This window comes from Arthrobacter sp. Hb9-2 (genome assembly GCF_059091165.1).
The window spans coordinates 76,168-93,228 of record NZ_JBNHGJ010000002.1 but is presented as its reverse complement, the minus strand read 5'-3'; the positions used below and the strand labels follow the sequence as shown (position 1 = coordinate 93,228).

Here is a 17,061-nt window from a genome sequence, read left to right as displayed (position 1 = left end):
AGTGTCCCAGATGACCGTTTCAACCCACGAAGCAAATGTCCTGGGCGAGGACCCCTTTGAAACCGCAAACCTCCTCGACCCCTATCCCTTCCTCGGCCGGCTCCGCGACGCAGGCGCTGTCTCCTACCTCGAGAGCACGGGCAGCTACGCCGTAGCCGGGTACCAGGAGGTCTACGAGGTCCTCACCGACTTCGAAACGTACATCTCCTCCGGCGGCCTTGGGCCGCGTGACATCCGAAAAGACTCGGGCTGGCGGCCACCCAGCATCCTCGAATCGGACCCGCCCATCCACACCGTGATGCGCCGGGCCCTGACAGGCGTCATCAACCCCGGCACCGTCCGCGCCCTCCGCGAGCCCTTCACGCCGCCTGCCGAGGAGTTGACCGAGCAGCTCGCAGGCCGCGAGCGGTTCGACGCCATCACCGACCTCGCCGAAAAGTACCCATTGCGTGTCTTCCCGGACGCAGTCGGCATTCCCGACGTCGGCCGTGAACACCTGCTGCCGTACGGCAACATGGTGTTCAACGCCTTTGGCCCGGAAAACTACATCTTCAAGCAGGCCTTCGCACAGGGCGACGAGCACGCCGCCGCGGTGATGCGCAACTGCCAGCGCGAAAACCTGGACGACACCGGTTTCGGCGCCCAGATCTGGAAGCGTGTGGAGGACGGCCTCATCACAGAACAACAGGCGACGCTGCTAGTCCGGGCACTGCTCTCCGCAGGCGTGGACACCACCATTTTCGGCATCGGCAACACCCTTTCGGTATTGGCGCGGTACCCGGAAGCCTGGGCGAAGCTACGTGAGAACCCCAAAATGGCAAAGTTCGCCGTAGACGAGGCGCTCCGCCTGGAGTCCCCCTTCCAGAAGTTCCACCGCACCGTTGCCGTGGACACCGTCCTGGGCGGCGTGCACCTGCCAGCCGGTGCAAAGGTGCTGGTGTTCCTGGGCGCTGCCAACCGGGATCCGCGCAAGTGGGGAGAAAACGCCGACGAGTTCGACCTGGACCGCAACGCCTCCGGCCACGTGGCCTTCGGGATGGGCCTGCACCAGTGCGTGGGCCAGCCCATCGCCCGGCTCGAAATGGAAATCGTGCTCCAGCAGCTGCTCAAGCGCGTATCCACCATCGAACCGGACGGCGCGCCGGTGCCCATCCTGCACAACGTACTGCGCGGGTTCGAGTCCCTTCCAGTTCGGATCACGGCAGGATAGATCTCCTAGGTGTGGACGCGGTCCTGTCTTGAAGTCTCTGAAACGCACAAAGAATAGAGGCCGCGGTTGAAGACATCAAGCCGCCCTCCTATTTGCGTCATTGCAGGGTGGCACGATTGCAACAGAGCCCTAACCTGGATCAGACAGAACTTGCCTTCTTTCGAGTCCACACCGCAGGGTTTGGACGGGCTCATAATCAGTCTTCCGTAAGACTGTCAACACTACGACGGCGACGCCGGAGGGGCGGGCTGCACCCCTAGCTGAACCTGGCACAGCTACTGGTGGAGCCTCTCCCTACTGATCCCGTAGTCACGGGCAAGGACTGCTTTCGGAACACCGCTGCCGGCGCACTGGACCAGTTCGGCAGCTCGTTCCGGCATGGAGGTCTTTTTCCTTCCCTTGTAGGCGCCGCACTGTCTAACCAGGGCGATGCCTTCCCTTTGGCGTTCCCTGATCAGGGAACGCGCGAATTCGGCGAAGGCACGCATGACGAAGAGCATGAGGTTGGCCATGGGGGAGTCCTCCCCGGTAAGGACCGGGCATTCTTTGACGAACTCTACCCGCGCGCCTTTCGGGCCAGGCCTTCGACGAGGGCACGTAAGTCATCAAGTTTGCAGGCGAGCCGATCCATGCCTTGCACAACCACGATGTCCCCGCCACGAGCGAACCGCAGCAGTGCAGTGAGGTGTGGTGTTGCCGCTTGACCAGAACGAAAAACGCTATCTCAAGGTGTCCCTGCCGGAGGCCTTATCGTGGAGACCTGGTCCAGGACCTGGCCCTGGCAGCCTCCGCGACAGGGACCTCGAAAACCTACTGACCAACAGGCTACTCGAACCATCCCACCTCACCCGCCACTCTCTCAGGTGGCCCTTGACTGTGACGGGTAGCACGGTAAGCTTGTGCAACAAGGTTGCGGCCAACGCAACAAGCGTTTGTTCCCACCCCTCTTAATCCGCTATCGCAGCTGGCTATGCATGGTTGTCAAATGAAAGGGACGCTGATGTCCGTTCATGAGCAGGAAGATTCCGCCCGAACCACAACTCCTGACCGTACCGGTGAGGAACCCAATGTCGTTTTGGATGCAGCCAGGGCTGCCAGCCCGGCGGGGACGCCCAAGCAGTCCCGTCAGGTGGAGTTGCCCCGCTTCCGCGGACGAGTGACCCCACCGCTGGACCGGGCGATCATCAAGATCTTGCCTCCGGTCCTGATCATTGGGCTCATTGTCGCCGTAACAATGAACCCCGGTGGGGCTGCCGGCCTCATCGGCCAGCTACGCACCTTCGTCACCTCCGGTTTCACGTGGCTCTTCGTCCTCTACTCGCTCGTCGCCGTAGTAGTGTGCTGCTGGTTGGCCTTCAGCCGTGTGGGCAAGGTGCGTCTGGGCGGTTCGAAAGCCAAACCGGAGCACAGTAAGTTCGCTTGGTATTCCATGCTGTTTGCCTGCGGACAGGGCATCGGCCTGATCTTCTGGTCGGTGGCCGAACCCATCATGCTTCGCGATGAAAGCCCGGTAATTGCCCCAGGTGCAAATCCGGCAGGCGGCGGCCTCGTCTGGTCATACTTCCACTGGGGCCTCACAGCATGGGCAATGTACTGCGTCGTGGCCGTTTGCCTGGCATACTCACACCACAACTTGGGGAAGACGCTCACGTTCAGGGAAGCTACGGTCGATATCCTGCCCAAGAAGACGCAGCGCGGCGCAGGCGTCATTGTCGAGCTGCTCGCCATTATCGCCACGGTCCTCGGCCTGGCCACCTCATTCGGGTTCGCCGCTTTGCAGTTCACCTCGGGCCTGTCATCGTTCACCGGCCTGCAGGCCGGGCCCGGACTGTGGATTGCAGTCATAGTTGGCCTCGGCGGCTTGACTGCCATTTCCGCCTTCCTTGGCGTCAACAAAGGAATGAAGCGGGTCAGCGAAACGAACTCGGTACTGAGCATCGTCCTGATGGCTGCCGTCTTCATCTTCGGACCGACAGTCTTCATCATCTCCAACATCTCAGAGACCTTCGGCTCGTTCTTCTACAACTTCATCCCGATGAGCTTCTGGACCGATGCGCCCGCTTCGGCGGCTCCGTTGGAAAGCTGGCAGGATAGCTGGAATGGCTGGTGGACAGTCTTCATCTGGTGCTGGGTCATCGCCTTCTCCCCGTTCGTCGCCGGCTTCATTGCCCGCATTTCCCGCGGAAGGACCATCCGCGAGTTCGTTATCGGAGTAACTGTCATTCCGTCCCTGATCGTCATGATCTGGATCGGGATCCTGGGTTCGGCCGCCATCTACTACGACGACGCCTCGGACCGCTCCATCTCCGCTGATGTCGCGGCGAATGCCTCAAGCGGGCTGTTCTCCATGCTCAACATGATCCCTGTGGTCGGCGGGCTGCTCCTGGTGGTATCCACGATCCTCGTGGCGACGTACTACGTGACCAGCCTTGATTCCGGCACCTATGCACTCGCCGAGTTCGTCTCTGCGCCCAAGAAATCGGGACCGTGGTTCCGGGTTGTCCTGGTGGTCAGCATCGCCTCCGTTGCACTGATCCTGCTGTCAATTGGCGGAACCGCAGTGGTGGATACAGTACAAACCGGCACCATCATCGGTGCATTCCCCTTCTCCTTCGTCATTCTCCTCATGATCGCCAACCTCATCCGGCGGCTGCGGCAGCGCAACAAGGACGTCAAGCAGCTTGAGAAGGAAGTCAACGATCCCGTCCACCGCGAAGAGGACGATCTGGTAGACAATGCTGGGCTGCCGCCCGCGCACCACAACCACCACTAGTCCTCAACTCCTGCCTGGCGCGGCGCAGCAGCCCAGCAGCCCAGCAGCCCAGGCTCAACACCGTCATTACAAGGAGGTCCACCGTGAACGCGGAACCATACGAAACCAACGGTCCGGCAAGCGTCCATATGGCCGAAACCGATGCCCATACCTTCAGGACGTGGCTGACAGAGGGTTCAGGAGTAGTTCTGGTTCCGGTCGGAGCCTTGGAGCAGCACGGACCGCACCTCCCCATGGGTACCGACGCCATCCTGTCCACCAGCATTGCCACGGCAGTAGCTGAACGGACCGGTGCACTGGTAGCCCAGCCCTTCGCTTACGGGTACAAGTCGCAGCAAAAATCCGGCGGCGGAAACCATCTCCCCGGCACCACCAGCCTGGATGCCGCAACGCTTATCGACCTGACACGAAACCTGACCGGTTCGCTTCTGAGGCAGAACGTTCGGCACATCGTGTTCGTCAATGGCCACTACGAGAACTACCAATTCCTCTACGAGGGCATCGACCTCGCCCTCCAAGACGTGGGCATCCAGCACGGCGACGATCGGTACGTCCTCCTGCTTTCCTACTGGGACTATGTCTCCGAATCAACGCTCGCAGAGGTCTACCCGGAGGGTTTTCCCGGATGGGACATTGAGCATGGGGGCGTACTAGAGACATCACTCATGCTCCACTTGATGCCCTCGCTGGTGAACATGGACCGCGCTGTGGACCACCCGGCCGCAGAACTTCCCCGCTTTGACCGGCTGCCGGTTGTCACCGCCCGCACCCCAGACACCGGCTGCCTGTCAGCCCCCACGGGGTCAGACGCCATAAAAGGCAAGCTCCTGTTCGACCAGATCGTAACTCCCTCACCTCCGATATCAAGGGTGAACTAGGGCTGGGGCAATAGTTACTCGCTTCTGAACTGGCATTCAACGACAGAAACAAGAATTGCGACCTGGTTGCGTCACCTGCAACAACCTATGCGCACTTAACGCGTTCCCGAACCAACGGCCACCTTAAGAAACGCACCACAGAAAGGCATCACCACGATGACCACCACCACCGAGAACATCTCCTCCATCGCCGAGCTCGAGCGCACCAAAGTCCTGCACAACGGCCAGAAGGAGAAGCTCACCTTCTCCGATGCTGAGTTCGAGCGCCGCCTGGCGGGCCTCCGCCGGATCATGGCAGAAAAGGACCTGGACGCCGTCGTCCTCACCAGCTACCACTCCATCAAGTACTACTCCGACTTCCTGTTCACCTACTTTGGCCGCTCCTACGCCATGGTGGTCACCAAGGACGACACGGTCACCATCACGGCCAACATCGACGCCGGTATGCCCTGGCGCCGCAGCTACGGCGACAACCTGGTGTACACGGACTGGCGCCGGGACAACTTCATCTTCGCCATCCAGGAATCCCTGCGCACCCGCGGCATCAGCGTCCGCCGGCTCGGCGTCGAAGACGACTCCCTGCCGCTGGACAACCGCAACAAGATCCAGGCTGCCTTCGAATCCGCCACCCTGGTGGATGTGGCCCAGGCGGCCATGCGCCAGCGCATGATCAAGTCCGCCGAGGAAATCGACGTCATCAAGCACGGCGCGCGCATCGGCGACCTGGGCGGCGAAGCTATCCGCAACGCCATCACCGCCGGCATCACCGAATACGAAGTGGCGCTGATCGGCACCGAGGCCATGGTCCACGAGATCGCCAGGACCTTCCCGGACTCCGAAATCCGTGACACCTGGGTGTGGTTCCAGTCCGGCATCAACACCGACGGCGCACACAACTGGGCCACCACCCGCAAAATCCAGGATCACGACATCCTGTCCCTCAACTGCTTCCCCATGACCTCCGGCTACTACACGGCCCTGGAGCGCACCCTGTTCTACGGCGAACCGGACGCCCGTTCCCTGGAACTGTGGAACATCAACGTCGAGGTCCACAAGCGCGGCCTGGAACTCATCAAGCCCGGTGCCGTCTGCAAGGACATCGCAGCCGAACTGAACGAGATCTACATCAGCCACGGCCTGCTCGCCAACCGCACCTTCGGCTACGGACACTCCTTCGGCGTCCTCAGCCACTACTACGGCCGCGAAGCCGGACTCGAGCTCCGCGAGGACATCGACACCGTCCTCGAACCCGGCATGGTGGTATCAATGGAACCGATGATCACTGTCCTCGACGGCCAGCCCGGCGCCGGCGGCTACCGCGAACACGACATCCTGGTGGTGGGCGAGGACAGTGCCGAGAACATCACCAAGTTCCCGTTCGGGCCCGAGTACAACATCATCGGCGCGTAGGCGCCACAACCCGAAGCGGCGCCGCGGTCAACGTGGCGCCGCTTTCGGCGTCTCCGCCGAAGATAAGGAAAGATGATGGCTACCATGACCCCATCAGCAGCCAAAAACACCAGCGACCTCAACGCCCCGGCCAACGGCAACGGCACCAACGGAAGCGCTGACACAAAAGGCGCCTCCGTCGTCGTCAACGCCATCGCCGTCCTGCGCACCTTCACCGCGGACGAGCCGCTGCTGGGCGTCACCGAGATCGCCAACCGGGTGGGCATGCACAAGAGCACCGTCTCCCGGATCCTGGCAACCTTCGAGCAGGAAAACCTGGTGGAACGGGACCCGGAAACCCGCCGTTTCCGCCTGGGCCTGGGGCTGATCGCCGTCGCCGGGCCGCTGCTGGCAGAGATGGAAGAACGCCGCGTGGCCTACCCGGTGCTCCGCCGGCTCACCGAGCAGACCGGGGAAACCAGCGCCCTGATGGTCTGGAACGGCGACGAGGCCATCTGCGTGGAGCAGATCGCCAGCCACCACCAGATCAAGCACACCACGCCCCTCGGCGCGCGGTACCGCGATGCCATGAGCGCCTCGGTGCAGGTCTTCCTCTCCACCCAGCCCGGCGAACGCGTCCGCGAACTGCTCCGCAGCGGCACCATCACCTACCCGGGCCTTGACGACGCCGGCCTCGAGGCGTACGAAGCCAGGCTGCAGGACGACACCCGGCGCGGCTGGGCAGTCAATTACGGGGAAACCTCCATCGACGAAGTGGGCCTGGCGGCTCCCGTTTACGACCACCGCGGTGACGTCGTCGCCGTCGTGCTGATCCCGGCCCCCCGGTTCCGGGTATCCACGGACCGTCTTCAGGCACTCGGAGAAGCATGCGCCGCGGCAGCGCGCAGGATCACCGACCGCCTCGGTGGCCGCCCGCTCAAAGAGCAATAACAGTATGGCGACGCGACGGCCAGCAAGGGCAACTCGGCACCGCTGCAGCTCTTCCCGAGACCTCTCCCTACAAACAAACCTAAGACTCTGGTGAGGCTACTTCGCGCAGAGCCCGATCCAAACCTTGGCTCCGCCGCTGACAGGCTGTCAACCTGCCGAGGCTCGGACAAGCTGCGCTACGTGACTCTGTTCCGTCCACAGTTGGGTCAATTCGGGTTATCCACGGCTGGATATTGGGAGCCCCTGGATTAGCTCCCAGAGCAGCAGTAGCGGTGGATAACCCATGAGAATTGTCCCTCGGTGTGAGCGGCAGCGGGACCATGTCAACTGTCCCGTGTTCCAGGATGCCTGCACCGACAGTTTCGGAGATCTCCCGGCGGCTCGGAATTTCGAGGACGGTGGATTCGATGCCCGACTTCGCCAGCAGATGCGAGAGCATCAGCCCTGCGGGACCGCGATAAGGCGGTTGTTGGCGCGGAGCCGCGGACCCGGAGGTCCATTGAGCGCGCTGCCCCAGGTTCCCCGGCGTACATTGCCGGGGCTTTCGCGGCGACTGCATTACACACGACGGTGAATGGACTTGTAGCTCAGGTACGCGTTGAGACCCTCAATCCCGTATTCCGTCCCGAGTCCGGAGTCGTGCCGACCGCCGAACGGTGCGGCATGGTTGGAGGCGAAAAAGTTCAGGCCCACGGAGCCGGTGTCCATGCGGTCCGCAACGTTCATCGCAGCGTCAGGGTCAGAGCCGAACACCAGCCCGCCCAGTCCGAACTCGGTGTTGTTGGCCAACGCCACAGCCTCATCGACGTCGTCGTACTTAAGAATGCAGATCACCGGTCCGAAGATCTCCTCGCGGGAGATCCGCATGTCCGGGGTGACGTCGGCGAATACCGTGGGTTCCACGAAGTAGCCGTGTTCCAGGCCCCCGGACAAAGTCGCGGCGCGGCCGCCTGTGGTGGCGCGGGCTCCTTCGGCCAACCCCGAGTCCACGTACTCCAGCACGGTCCGGTACTGGGACTCCGTGGCGCAGGGGCCGAACACGGTGTCCGGATCGAGCGGATCACCCTGTTTCCCGGCGGCGATGGTGGTCGTGACCATGTCAACCACCTCGTCATACCGGCTTGCCGGAGCGAGGATCCGGGTGGAGATGTAGCAGGTCTGGCCGGTGTTGCGCATCGAGGACTTGATGAGGACCTCGGACATGGCATCCAGGTCAGCGTCGGGCAGCACAATGGCGCTGGACTTTCCGCCCAGTTCCAGCGTGACCGGCCGCAACAGCTCACCGCAGGCCGCGGCAATTTTGCGGCCCACCGGCGTCGAACCCGTGAACGCCACTTTGGCCACGCCGGGGTGCTTCACCAGCACATCCCCGAGCCGGCCGGACCCGGTGACAAGATTGACCACGCCGGCCGGCACACCGGCCGCGGCGATCGCATCGATGATCACGCGGATGGACAGCGGGGTGGGCGATGCCGGCTTGATCACCACGGTGCAGCCGGCGAGTAGTGCCGGTGCCAGCTTGATGATCACCAGGTTGATGGGGAAGTTCCACGGCGCGATCAGCGCGCAGACTCCGAGAGGTTCACGCCGGACCACGGACTCACCACCCCCGCGGGGGAACGGTCGGACGTCCTCCCGTTCGAGGTACTCGGCGAGGGTGGCGAAGTACCGAAAGATGCCTGCCGCGTTGGCCGCCGCGCCAGCGGATTCGGAGACCGGCGAGCCGTTTTCGCGGGAGTTGGTGAGGGACAGCACCTCGGATCGCTTCTCGACTTCGTCGGCAATCCGCAGCAGGTAGGCAGCCCGCTCAGACGGGGTCAGCCGGGGCCACGCCCCCTCGAACGCGCGCTGGGCGGAGCCGACGGCGGCGTCCACGTCTTCGGGCGTTCCGTCCGGTACCGAGCCCCACACTTCGCCCGTGGCTGGGTCGGTCACCGGGTTCCGGCCGGTGCCCCGCGAAGGTTGCCAGGCGCCGTCGACGAAGATGGTGTCCACATGTGTGTGCGGCAGGGACAGCCCTTCCCGGGCAGCCAGTGCAGGAGCATCGTGGGTGGCGGAGGTCATCGGATTATTCCCGTCTTGAGCAGGGCGTTGGAACGGTTGAGGTCGGCCGTCGCCATGTCCACGGCAGCCTGGGTGATGAGTTCGGGCACGATTTCGGTGGCCAGCCTGTCGGTGTAGGTGGCCGGGTCCATGGCGAACCACGAGGACGCCAGCGAGATGCCAGCGCGGTCGAAACGCCACAGCCGGTCCGCGTCCCGCATCAGAGCATCCTCCAGGGACCGGGCCACCTGCCGGGTGTCGTGACCGTCGATGATTCCACAGACACGTTCCACGAACTCCGCGGAATAGCCCAGGTCCGGGAGTACCCGGCGCGCAACTTTGCAGCCCTGCTGTTCGTGCTCGTAGCGGATGGTGGCCTTGCGCCAGTCACCGGTGAACCCCTCGGAGATGATGCGGGATTCATCGACGTGGGCCCAACCGGTGTCGTGCAGCAGGGTGGCCACGCGCACCAGTTCGGCGTCGGCGTCCGGGTATGCCCGGCACAGCCGTTCGGCGTAGGCCAGGGAGATTGGCAGGTGGATGTCGTTGCCGCGCGTCCGGGTTTCCTGGACAACGGTCTTCCACAGCGCGTCGAGCTCCTCAAGGGCGGCGGGGGTGTTGCAGATGGGGGTGGTGTCCACCGGCCCGGCGGCGGGAACGGGCCGGACGCTGTATTCCGCGGCGAAGGCGTCGGCCGGAAAGTCCGCCGGTTCAGCGGTGGGGCCCGCTGGGGCGACCGGAGTCTTGGGGGTGCTCATAATGCTCCTTCGGGTGTGCCAACCTACTGTCTGAGTGCAGTTAGCTGTCCGTGGTGATGGTTTTGAGTTGCGTGGCGGGGTCCGCCGCGGCGTCGGCCGGGATGTTCTGGCCCTTGGCGAGGGCGTTTTTCACGGCCATGAAGTCCAGCGGCGCGTTTACGCAGTCGGCGGCGATGATCCGGCCCTGGCGGTAGTAGAGGACGCTGAATTTTCCGCGGTCATCGTCGCGTCGGAGCACGGTCTGGTCGTAGCCGTTGCAGAGCCCCGCGATCTGCAGCTTGAGGTCGGCCTGGTTGGACCAGAACCATGGGATGCCGGCGTATTCCTCGCGCCGGCCGGTGAGTGAGTAGGCGGCCACCTTGGCGTGCTCGATGGCGTTGTTAACGCTTTCCAGCCGGATCCGTTCGCCGGGCTCGGAGCCGGGGACGGGGTTGGGGATGTTGGCCACGTCTCCCACGGCAACAGTGGTTCCATCCGAAGCGAGTGCGAAGCGGTCAACCACCACGCCGTTGTCCACGGCCAGGCCCAGCTGTTCGGCCAGCTGGGTGTTGGGGATGACGCCGATGCCGATCAGGACAATCTGGGCGGGCAGCTCCGTGCCGTCCTGGAGCTCGACGGCCGCGACACTGGCCCCGCCGTCGGTCGCCTTAAAGCGCGCAGCACTCGTGTTGAGCCTGATATCCAAACCGCGGGAGCGGTGCGCTTGCAGGAAGTACTCGGCAGTCTCTTCCCCCACCGCCCGGCCGACCAGCCGCGGCCCGAATTCCAGGACGGTGACGTTCTTGCCCATTTTCTGCAGGCTGGACGCGGCTTCAAGGCCGATGAATCCGCCGCCAATCACCACCACGTCCGTGGCGTTGCCCACCCTGGCCTTGAGCGCCAGGGCGTCGTCGGCATTGCGCAGGTACAGCACGCCGTCAAGCTCGCCGCCGTCAATTTCCAGCTTCCGGGCACTGGCACCAACGGTGAGGGCCAGCCGCTTGAAGGGGAACTCCCGGCCGGAGGACGCGTGCGCCACCCCGGAACCGTCCGCCTCCTTGTCGATCCGGACGATGTACTCGCCCTTGACCAGGTCTACGTTGTGCTCGGCCCAGTACTCGTTGGAGCGGAAAATCAGGGATTCGCTTTCCACGGTGCCCTGCAGGAACTCCTTGGACAGCGCCGGCCGCTGGTACGGCCGGTGGTCCTCGTCCCCGAGGAGCGTGATGTGTTCGTCGAAGCCCAACGCCCTAAGGGACACCGCAAGCTGGACGCCCGACTGGCTCGCGCCGATGATCAGGAGCCCGGTCCTGGTGGGGACGGTTGTGGCGCTGGCTGGCTGTTCCACTGCTTGCGTGTTCACGGCTACACCTGGGTTTCCGGGGTGGTGACGAACAGTTCGATCCCGTCCGTCAGGCGAAGCTGGCAGGACAGCCGGGAGTTGTCCTCGCGGTCAACGGCGGTGCCGTAGAGCATTTCGTCTTCCATGTCCTCCATGGGCGGGAGTTGGGGGACGCAGTCCTCGCGGACGAAGACGTGGCAGGTGGCGCAGGACAGCGAGCCGCCGCACTCGGCGACGATTCCGGGGACGCCGTTGCGTACCGCGGTTTCCATGACCGAGTCGCCCACGTTGCCCTCGACGTCGCGGACGGCGCCTTCGGCGTCAGTGAAGTGAACCGTTGGCATTGGTCCTCCTTAGGGTTGATGTTGGTTAGCGTTGGAATGGCTGGTCAGCTAAGCAGGCTGGTCAGATGAACTGCCGGCCGCCGTCCACCACCATGGTCTGGCCGGTGTAGTACGAACTGTCCGGTCCGGCGAGGAAGAGCGCAGCCCCGACGATGTCCTCGGGCTGGCTGGCCCGTTTAATGGCGCCGCGGTCCACGCCGTAGTTCTCGGCATTGTCCATGAGCCCGTAGCTGGCTTCGGTGAGGGTGAAGCCGGGGGCGATCGCGTTGACCGTGATTCCCCTGCGCCCGAGTTCCTTGGCCATGACCCGGGTCATGGCCACCACTCCGCCCTTGGAGGCGACGTAGTGCAGCCACTGTTCTGAGCCGCTGAAAATCGTGGCACTGGAGAGGTTGATGACCCGGCCGCCCTCCGGCAGGTACGGACTCGCAGCGCGGGTGACCAGCCAGGGGCCCTTGAGGTTCACATTCATCACCAGGTCCCATTCGGCCGGGTCAATGTCCTCGAACGCGGTGCGGGTCACCGTCGCGTACACCGCTGCGTTGTTAAGGACGACGTCGATGCTCCCGTTCCCAAAGTCCGCGCAGCTTCTCGCAAGGTCCTCGGTGGAGTCCACACTGGTGACGTCGGCGGGGAACGCCGCCGCCTCGGCGCCAATTTCGCGGACCAGCTTGGCGGTCTGTTCGGCACCCTCGAGGTTAATGTCCGCTACCGCCACGCGGTAGCCGCGGCCTGCAAAGCCGAGCGCGAACGCCCGGCCCAGCCCGCCGGCGGCACCGGTGATCAGGACAGTCTTTCCTGTATCTGGTCCTGCTGCAGGCATGTTCACCTCAGACATGGCTGTGGCTGTGGGCGCCGGGGCCGGACACCAGCAGTTCGTCCTCGGCGTCGAGGATCTGCACCGTGCCCTTGGTGCCGTCCACACGCAGCCGCTGGCCGGTCTTGATGGTGGTGGACGCGGAACCGGTGCCGGTGACGGCGGGCAGGCCATATTCCCGGCACACGATGGCAGCGTGGCTCATCATGCCGCCGATGTCCGTGACGGTGGCCTTGATTTTGCCGAAGATCGGCCCCCAGGACGGTGCCGTAACGGTTGCCACCAAAATCTCGCCCTGCTGAATTTCGGAGAGCTGGTCGGCGTCGGTGATCACCCGGGCCAGGCCTTCGACCACGCCGGGGGATGCGGCCATGCCGCGCAGTCCGCCGCCTTCCACTTCTTCGCCGGCGCCCAGCCACTGCTGGACCTGCTCGGTGGTGATACCCCAGAGCATCCGGGTGAAGGGTTCGGTGATGGACTCCGGCGGGGTGTTCAGGGCCGGGGCCGGGCGGGCGGTCTTCAGCGCGTCCACTATGCCGCGGCGGCGCTCGATTTCCTCCGGCCAGAAGTCCGGGCCGATGGGCTTGGCGCAGACGCCCCATCCGGTGACCAGGTCAAAGAGTGCGTCCCGGACTTCGTTGCGGCCTAGGTAGAGCAGGTCGTCAGGTTCGGTCCAGAATCCCTCGGCCTGGAGCATGCGGGACAGTTCGCGGATCTTGCGCCAGAAAACGCCCATGGTCCAGTGCTCGATGTAGAAATTATGGTTTTCAACGTAGGGGTAGGCGGTGGCGGCGAGGCCGCGCTTCGCGTCGAAGATGGCCTGGTTTTCGCCTTCGAGCAGATCGCGGTATTCCTCGATGATGCGGTCGCGTTCGGCGATGAGGGCCTCGACCGGGCGCATGATTTCCTGGCCCTCGTCCACGCGGCGGATGTAGTCCGCAATGTAGCCCAGCGGGATTTCCTGGTGCTCGTTCCAGTACTTGTCGTGGCCGTAGAAGCCGTTGCCCACTGTGAAGTTGAACCAGGGATCCTTGGCATTCTCGTATTGGGCAATCCACTGTTCCCCGCCGGGAGCCGAGGCAATGGCACCCAGGGTGGCATCGACGTCGTCCGTGTTGCCGAAGTGTCCCTGGAGCTGCAGTTCCACGGCGAGTTTGGCGAGCTGCTTCAGCTCGTCGTCCGGGCGGAACAGCTCCATGTCCACGCCCTGCACCATGGTGGCGATGGACTGGTCCGGGACGTTGGGGAAGACCTGCTTGCAGAAGTTGAAGAAGTCCAGGTAGGCGATGTAGCCCAAATTGAGGAATTCGAAGTGGTACTGCCAGTTCTGATAGGCGAGCTGGATGAGCCGGTCGTAGCTTTCCAGCAGCTTCTCGGAACCGTCTTTGCCCTTGCCGGAGGTGACGTCCTCCATGGGGACCATCTCCGGGAGCTTCGGGAAGGAAATGGTTTCCATCTCGGCGATCGTGCCCTTGACCTTGACGTGCCACTGTTTGAGCAGCTGCTCCCAGTTCTGGAAGTAGTGGCCCACGCGCTGCTCGAACTCGGGAACACGCGCGGCGATCTGGTCCTCCGGCACCGGGATGGGCGACATGTAGAGGTAGCCCAGGTGGATGCGGAACTCGATGCCGTTGGCGTTGGGGATCATCAGGTGCCGGGCGTTGTACTGGCCCAGGCACTTGACCGCGAATTCGCCGCCGATGGTTTCGAAGGGCTTGAAGACCGTGGGCCAGTGCTGGCTGTCGCAGAACCAGAACTTGGCGTCTTCCTGCTCCTTGAGCTTGTCCTGGAAGACCAGGTAGTAGGGGTAGATCTTTTCCCAGCCCTCGGCGCCGGCGGGGACCGCGAGCTCGGAGGGTTTGGGGAAGGACTTCAGGGACATGGCGGTCCTTTCGATAGGGCTCGGCGGTGAGCCTGGTGGGCGGAGCCTTGCTGGTGTTCTTGTGCTGAGACGGCTTAGACGGAGGGTTTGAGCAGCGAGGCTGTGATGCTTCCGAGGCTGAAACCGCCGGTTGACGGGGCGGATCCTGTTGCGGAACCGGAGGACGCCGGTGTGGACAACCCACCGAAGTAGCCGCTGGTAGTGGCCGTGGCCTGTGCGGCCGGCTTGGAGGAGTGGACGGTTTCCGGGCGGGACTGGAGCAGCAGCAGGTTTTCGCCGTCCGGAAGATCGGCGTCGAGGGCCCATTCGATGTCCTGCGGGCACTTGTAGTGCTTCTCGGCCCGCTTGGCCATTTGCGCGACAGCCATGAGTTCCGCGTCGGTGAGGCTGCGGCGGCTGCGGCGTTCGTCGTCGACCTCGCGTTCAATGAGGCGCCTGGCACCGGCGTCCGGGACCAGTTCGGCGTGCTTGTCCCCGAGGTGTTCTGTGACGACGGCGAGTGTGACCTTGTCCAGGACGATGTTGTCCGGGGTGACCTGGCCTGAGACCACCATTTCTCCTACCCCATAGGAGGAGTCGATGGTGATTTTGGAGCGGTCCCCGTTGGTGGGGTCCATGGTGATGGCGACGCCGGAGACGCGGGAGTTGACCATCTTCTGGACCACCACGGCCATCGACAGGCCCTCGTCCGGGATCTTGTTCTTGAGTCGGTAAATGATGGCGCGGGAGGTGTAGAGCGAGGCCCAGCACTGGCGGATGTGCTCGGTGACTGCCCTGACGCCGTCGAGCCACAGGTAGGTGTCCTGCTGGCCGGCGAAGGAGGCGTCCGGCAGGTCCTCTGCGGTGGCGCTGGACCGTACGGCCACCGGAACCGGGTTCTCGAAGCGGTTCATCAGAGACTCGTAGGCATTGATCGTGAGCTCGCGCATGGCCTGCGGGACAGGCCGGGAGCAGATGTCCTCGCGGATGGCCGCGGAAATCTCGTCCACCTGGTTCATGTCCTCTGCGTCGAGGTCCTTGAGCAGCTGGTTGATCTTGGCCGTGATGCCGGCCTCGTGCATAAACGCATCGAACTGCGCGGTGGTGACCACAAAGCCGGGCGGGACGGGCATACCCGCGGAGGTCATAGTGACCAACGATGCGCCCTTGCCGCCGAGGTTTTCAAGCTTCGGCTCGATGCCGCCGTCGAAGAACTGGATGTATTCGTTGCTTTGCATGGTGGTTAGGCCTTCCAACTGACAGGAACGGTCTCGGGGACACGGAAGGAAAGGTTTTCGCGGAAGGCGATGCCGTCCGGATCCTCGAGTTGCAACTCCGGGGCGAGCCGGGCGACTTCCTCGAGCGCGATTTTTGCCTGGAGCTTGGCGAGCATGTTGCCCAGGCAGTAGTGGATACCGAACCCGAAGGAGAGGTGCTCCCGGGCGTTGGGGCGGGAGATGTCGAAGTCCTCCCCGGCTTCAAACTTGCTCTCGTCGCGGTTGGCCGAGCCCATCAGGAGCAACAGCTGGGAGCCTTCCTCGATGGCCACGCCGCCCACCTCGGTGTCCTTCAAGGCCTTGCGGCGCCACCCGACAATCGAGCCGGCGTAGCGGAGGACTTCATCGATCGCTGCGGGGATCTTCTTGGGATCGCCGACCAACTGCTGCCACTGCTCGGGGCGGGCCAGGAGCTCGCGCAGTGCGTTGGAGATCAGGGTGGTGGTGGTCTCGTGTCCGGCGAAGAGCAGGCTATAAAGCACGGAGGCGATCTCGTGGTCCGAGATTTCAGCACCGTCCTGCTGCGCTTTCACGAGGTCGCTTGTGAGGTTGTCGCCGCCCTGCTCGTGCGCAACCCTGACCAGACGGAGGCATTCCTGCCAGTACTCCACGAGGTTGTGGGCGTGTGGGATCTGTTCCTCGTCGGTCAGGTCGCCCCAGGTCATGGCGGCGCGGGAGTCGGACCAGCGCTTGAAGGTATCAACTTGGGAGACGTCCGCGCCGATCAGGGTCAGGATGGTGATGGTGGGCACGTCGTAGGCGAGGTCTTTGACAAGGTCGCCGCGGCGTTCGGGTCTGGCCAGCATCTTTTCGATGAGGGCCACGACGTTCTCCCGGATGAAGGGCTCCAGCGCTTTGTAGCGGCGGGGGGTGAAGGCCTTCTGGACTACGGTGCGGATGCGGGTGTGCTCCGGCGGGCGGCGCGCGGACAGGCCTGAGTAGGCGGTAAAGCCGCCTTCTTCCATGATCTTCTTCGCGGCGGGGCCGCGTTCGCGGACCGGGGCTTGGGCGTTTTCACTGGAAAAGGTTTCCCAGTTCTCGAACACCTCCTTGATGTCGTCGTAACGGGAGACGATGTAGAGGCCCACACGCTCATCGAACATGACGGGCTGTTCGGTCCGCAGCTCGGCGTAGGCGGTGAAGGGGTCCTTCATTTGGAAGGGCTCGTAGCCGTGATGCCCCTCAGGGGCTTCGGCGCCGTAGCCGAAGGGACAGCGGCCGGCCGTGTCTGTCGACGATGACATCTGGACTCCTATTGATTGACGCCGCCCGGCACCGTCATGGCATCCGGGGCTTCTCAGGTTCCAGTGTGGTCCACATCACCGCCCATTGAACAGCTTCGACTTCCACTGAGTGGAAATGATGTACGCCGCCCCTGGTCGGCCGTCGTCGCTCGTTCCATTTGGGACTCGAGGTACCTTCCTGCAGGTCTCTTCCAT

General features: G+C 63.7%; 14 protein-coding genes and 1 pseudogene. 5 read left to right on the top strand and 10 right to left on the bottom strand.

Annotation, left to right across the window (positions count from 1 at the left end; genetic code table 11):
• The first annotated feature begins 10 nt into the window (after positions 1–10).
• The gene (locus tag AC5RV1_RS02105) at positions 11–1,210 is read left to right on the top strand and encodes a cytochrome P450 (protein ID WP_493993334.1); all 1,200 of its coding nucleotides are present in this window, start codon (positions 11–13) and stop codon (positions 1,208–1,210) included.
• 275 nt (positions 1,211–1,485) lie between these two features.
• Here the strand turns inward: AC5RV1_RS02105 and AC5RV1_RS02100 are convergent, their stop codons facing one another.
• The gene (locus tag AC5RV1_RS02100; RefSeq protein WP_493993333.1) at positions 1,486–1,722 is read right to left on the bottom strand and encodes a recombinase family protein; all 237 of its coding nucleotides are present in this window, start codon (positions 1,720–1,722) and stop codon (positions 1,486–1,488) included.
• Between the two features lie 488 nt (positions 1,723–2,210).
• Here AC5RV1_RS02100 and AC5RV1_RS02095 point away from each other — a divergent pair, with 488 nt between their 5' ends.
• From AC5RV1_RS02095 to AC5RV1_RS02080, 4 genes are all read left to right on the top strand, one after another.
• Positions 2,211–3,983, top strand: a complete 1,773-nt coding sequence (locus AC5RV1_RS02095; RefSeq protein WP_493993332.1) for a BCCT family transporter — start codon at positions 2,211–2,213, stop codon at positions 3,981–3,983.
• Positions 3,984–4,066: 83 nt separating this feature from the next.
• Positions 4,067–4,861 carry a creatininase gene (locus AC5RV1_RS02090; protein ID WP_493993331.1) on the top strand — a complete coding sequence of 265 codons (795 nt, stop codon included), beginning with the start codon at positions 4,067–4,069 and terminating at the stop codon, positions 4,859–4,861.
• A gap of 156 nt (positions 4,862–5,017) precedes the next feature.
• Positions 5,018–6,271, top strand: a complete 1,254-nt coding sequence (locus AC5RV1_RS02085; protein WP_493993330.1) for an aminopeptidase P family protein — start codon at positions 5,018–5,020, stop codon at positions 6,269–6,271.
• Between the two features lie 84 nt (positions 6,272–6,355).
• Positions 6,356–7,201, top strand: a complete 846-nt coding sequence (locus AC5RV1_RS02080; protein ID WP_493993329.1) for an IclR family transcriptional regulator — start codon at positions 6,356–6,358, stop codon at positions 7,199–7,201.
• A gap of 316 nt (positions 7,202–7,517) precedes the next feature.
• Here AC5RV1_RS02080 and AC5RV1_RS02075 read toward each other — a convergent pair.
• From AC5RV1_RS02075 to AC5RV1_RS02035, 9 genes and pseudogenes are all read right to left on the bottom strand, one after another.
• A pseudogene (locus AC5RV1_RS02075) lies at positions 7,518–7,643 on the bottom strand (4-hydroxybenzoate 3-monooxygenase); the annotation flags it as partial.
• Positions 7,644–7,759: 116 nt separating this feature from the next.
• Complete coding sequence (locus AC5RV1_RS02070) at positions 7,760–9,265, bottom strand: aldehyde dehydrogenase (protein WP_493993328.1); 1,506 nt, start codon at positions 9,263–9,265, stop codon at positions 7,760–7,762.
• Positions 9,262–10,002, bottom strand: coding sequence for an HD domain-containing protein (locus tag AC5RV1_RS02065; protein WP_493993327.1), 741 nt, complete (start codon positions 10,000–10,002; stop codon positions 9,262–9,264). Before AC5RV1_RS02065 ends, AC5RV1_RS02070 begins: the two co-directional genes overlap by 4 nt.
• 40 nt (positions 10,003–10,042) lie before the next feature.
• Positions 10,043–11,344, bottom strand: a complete 1,302-nt coding sequence (locus AC5RV1_RS02060; protein ID WP_493993326.1) for an NAD(P)/FAD-dependent oxidoreductase — start codon at positions 11,342–11,344, stop codon at positions 10,043–10,045.
• Between the two features lie 2 nt (positions 11,345–11,346).
• Positions 11,347–11,667: a 2Fe-2S iron-sulfur cluster-binding protein gene (locus AC5RV1_RS02055; protein WP_493993325.1), complete on the bottom strand. Its 321-nt coding sequence runs from the start codon at positions 11,665–11,667 to the stop codon at positions 11,347–11,349.
• Positions 11,668–11,728: 61 nt separating this feature from the next.
• Positions 11,729–12,505, bottom strand: coding sequence for an SDR family NAD(P)-dependent oxidoreductase (locus AC5RV1_RS02050; RefSeq protein WP_493993324.1), 777 nt, complete (start codon positions 12,503–12,505; stop codon positions 11,729–11,731).
• Positions 12,498–14,366: a PEP-utilizing enzyme gene (locus tag AC5RV1_RS02045; protein ID WP_493993323.1), complete on the bottom strand. Its 1,869-nt coding sequence runs from the start codon at positions 14,364–14,366 to the stop codon at positions 12,498–12,500. The genes AC5RV1_RS02050 and AC5RV1_RS02045 overlap by 8 nt, the downstream gene beginning before the upstream one ends.
• A 74-nt stretch (positions 14,367–14,440) precedes the next feature.
• Entirely contained in the window at positions 14,441–15,583 is a 1,143-nt protein-coding gene (locus tag AC5RV1_RS02040) for a PEP/pyruvate-binding domain-containing protein (protein WP_493993322.1), read from the bottom strand.
• Between the two features lie 5 nt (positions 15,584–15,588).
• Positions 15,589–16,866 (bottom strand): cytochrome P450, encoded by a 1,278-nt coding sequence (locus tag AC5RV1_RS02035; RefSeq protein WP_493993321.1) that lies wholly within the window; start codon positions 16,864–16,866, stop codon positions 15,589–15,591.
• Between the last annotated feature and the right edge of the window lie 195 nt (positions 16,867–17,061).

Bases quoted from the DNA above. Each gene is read 5' to 3' on its own strand.
- AC5RV1_RS02065 (WP_493993327.1), bottom strand. From the start codon at position 10,002: ATGAGCACCCCCAAGACTCCGGTCGCCCCAGCGGGCCCCACCGCTGAA.
- AC5RV1_RS02105 (WP_493993334.1), top strand. From the start codon at position 11: ATGACCGTTTCAACCCACGAAGCAAATGTCCTGGGCGAGGACCCCTTT.
- AC5RV1_RS02055 (WP_493993325.1), bottom strand. From the start codon at position 11,667: ATGCCAACGGTTCACTTCACTGACGCCGAAGGCGCCGTCCGCGACGTC.
- AC5RV1_RS02095 (WP_493993332.1), top strand. From the start codon at position 2,211: ATGTCCGTTCATGAGCAGGAAGATTCCGCCCGAACCACAACTCCTGAC.
- AC5RV1_RS02085 (WP_493993330.1), top strand. From the start codon at position 5,018: ATGACCACCACCACCGAGAACATCTCCTCCATCGCCGAGCTCGAGCGC.
- AC5RV1_RS02080 (WP_493993329.1), top strand. From the start codon at position 6,356: ATGACCCCATCAGCAGCCAAAAACACCAGCGACCTCAACGCCCCGGCC.
- AC5RV1_RS02035 (WP_493993321.1), bottom strand. From the start codon at position 16,866: ATGTCATCGTCGACAGACACGGCCGGCCGCTGTCCCTTCGGCTACGGC.
- AC5RV1_RS02045 (WP_493993323.1), bottom strand. From the start codon at position 14,366: ATGTCCCTGAAGTCCTTCCCCAAACCCTCCGAGCTCGCGGTCCCCGCC.
- AC5RV1_RS02040 (WP_493993322.1), bottom strand. From the start codon at position 15,583: ATGCAAAGCAACGAATACATCCAGTTCTTCGACGGCGGCATCGAGCCG.
- AC5RV1_RS02070 (WP_493993328.1), bottom strand. From the start codon at position 9,265: ATGACCTCCGCCACCCACGATGCTCCTGCACTGGCTGCCCGGGAAGGG.
- AC5RV1_RS02100 (WP_493993333.1), bottom strand. From the start codon at position 1,722: ATGGCCAACCTCATGCTCTTCGTCATGCGTGCCTTCGCCGAATTCGCG.
- AC5RV1_RS02050 (WP_493993324.1), bottom strand. From the start codon at position 12,505: ATGTCTGAGGTGAACATGCCTGCAGCAGGACCAGATACAGGAAAGACT.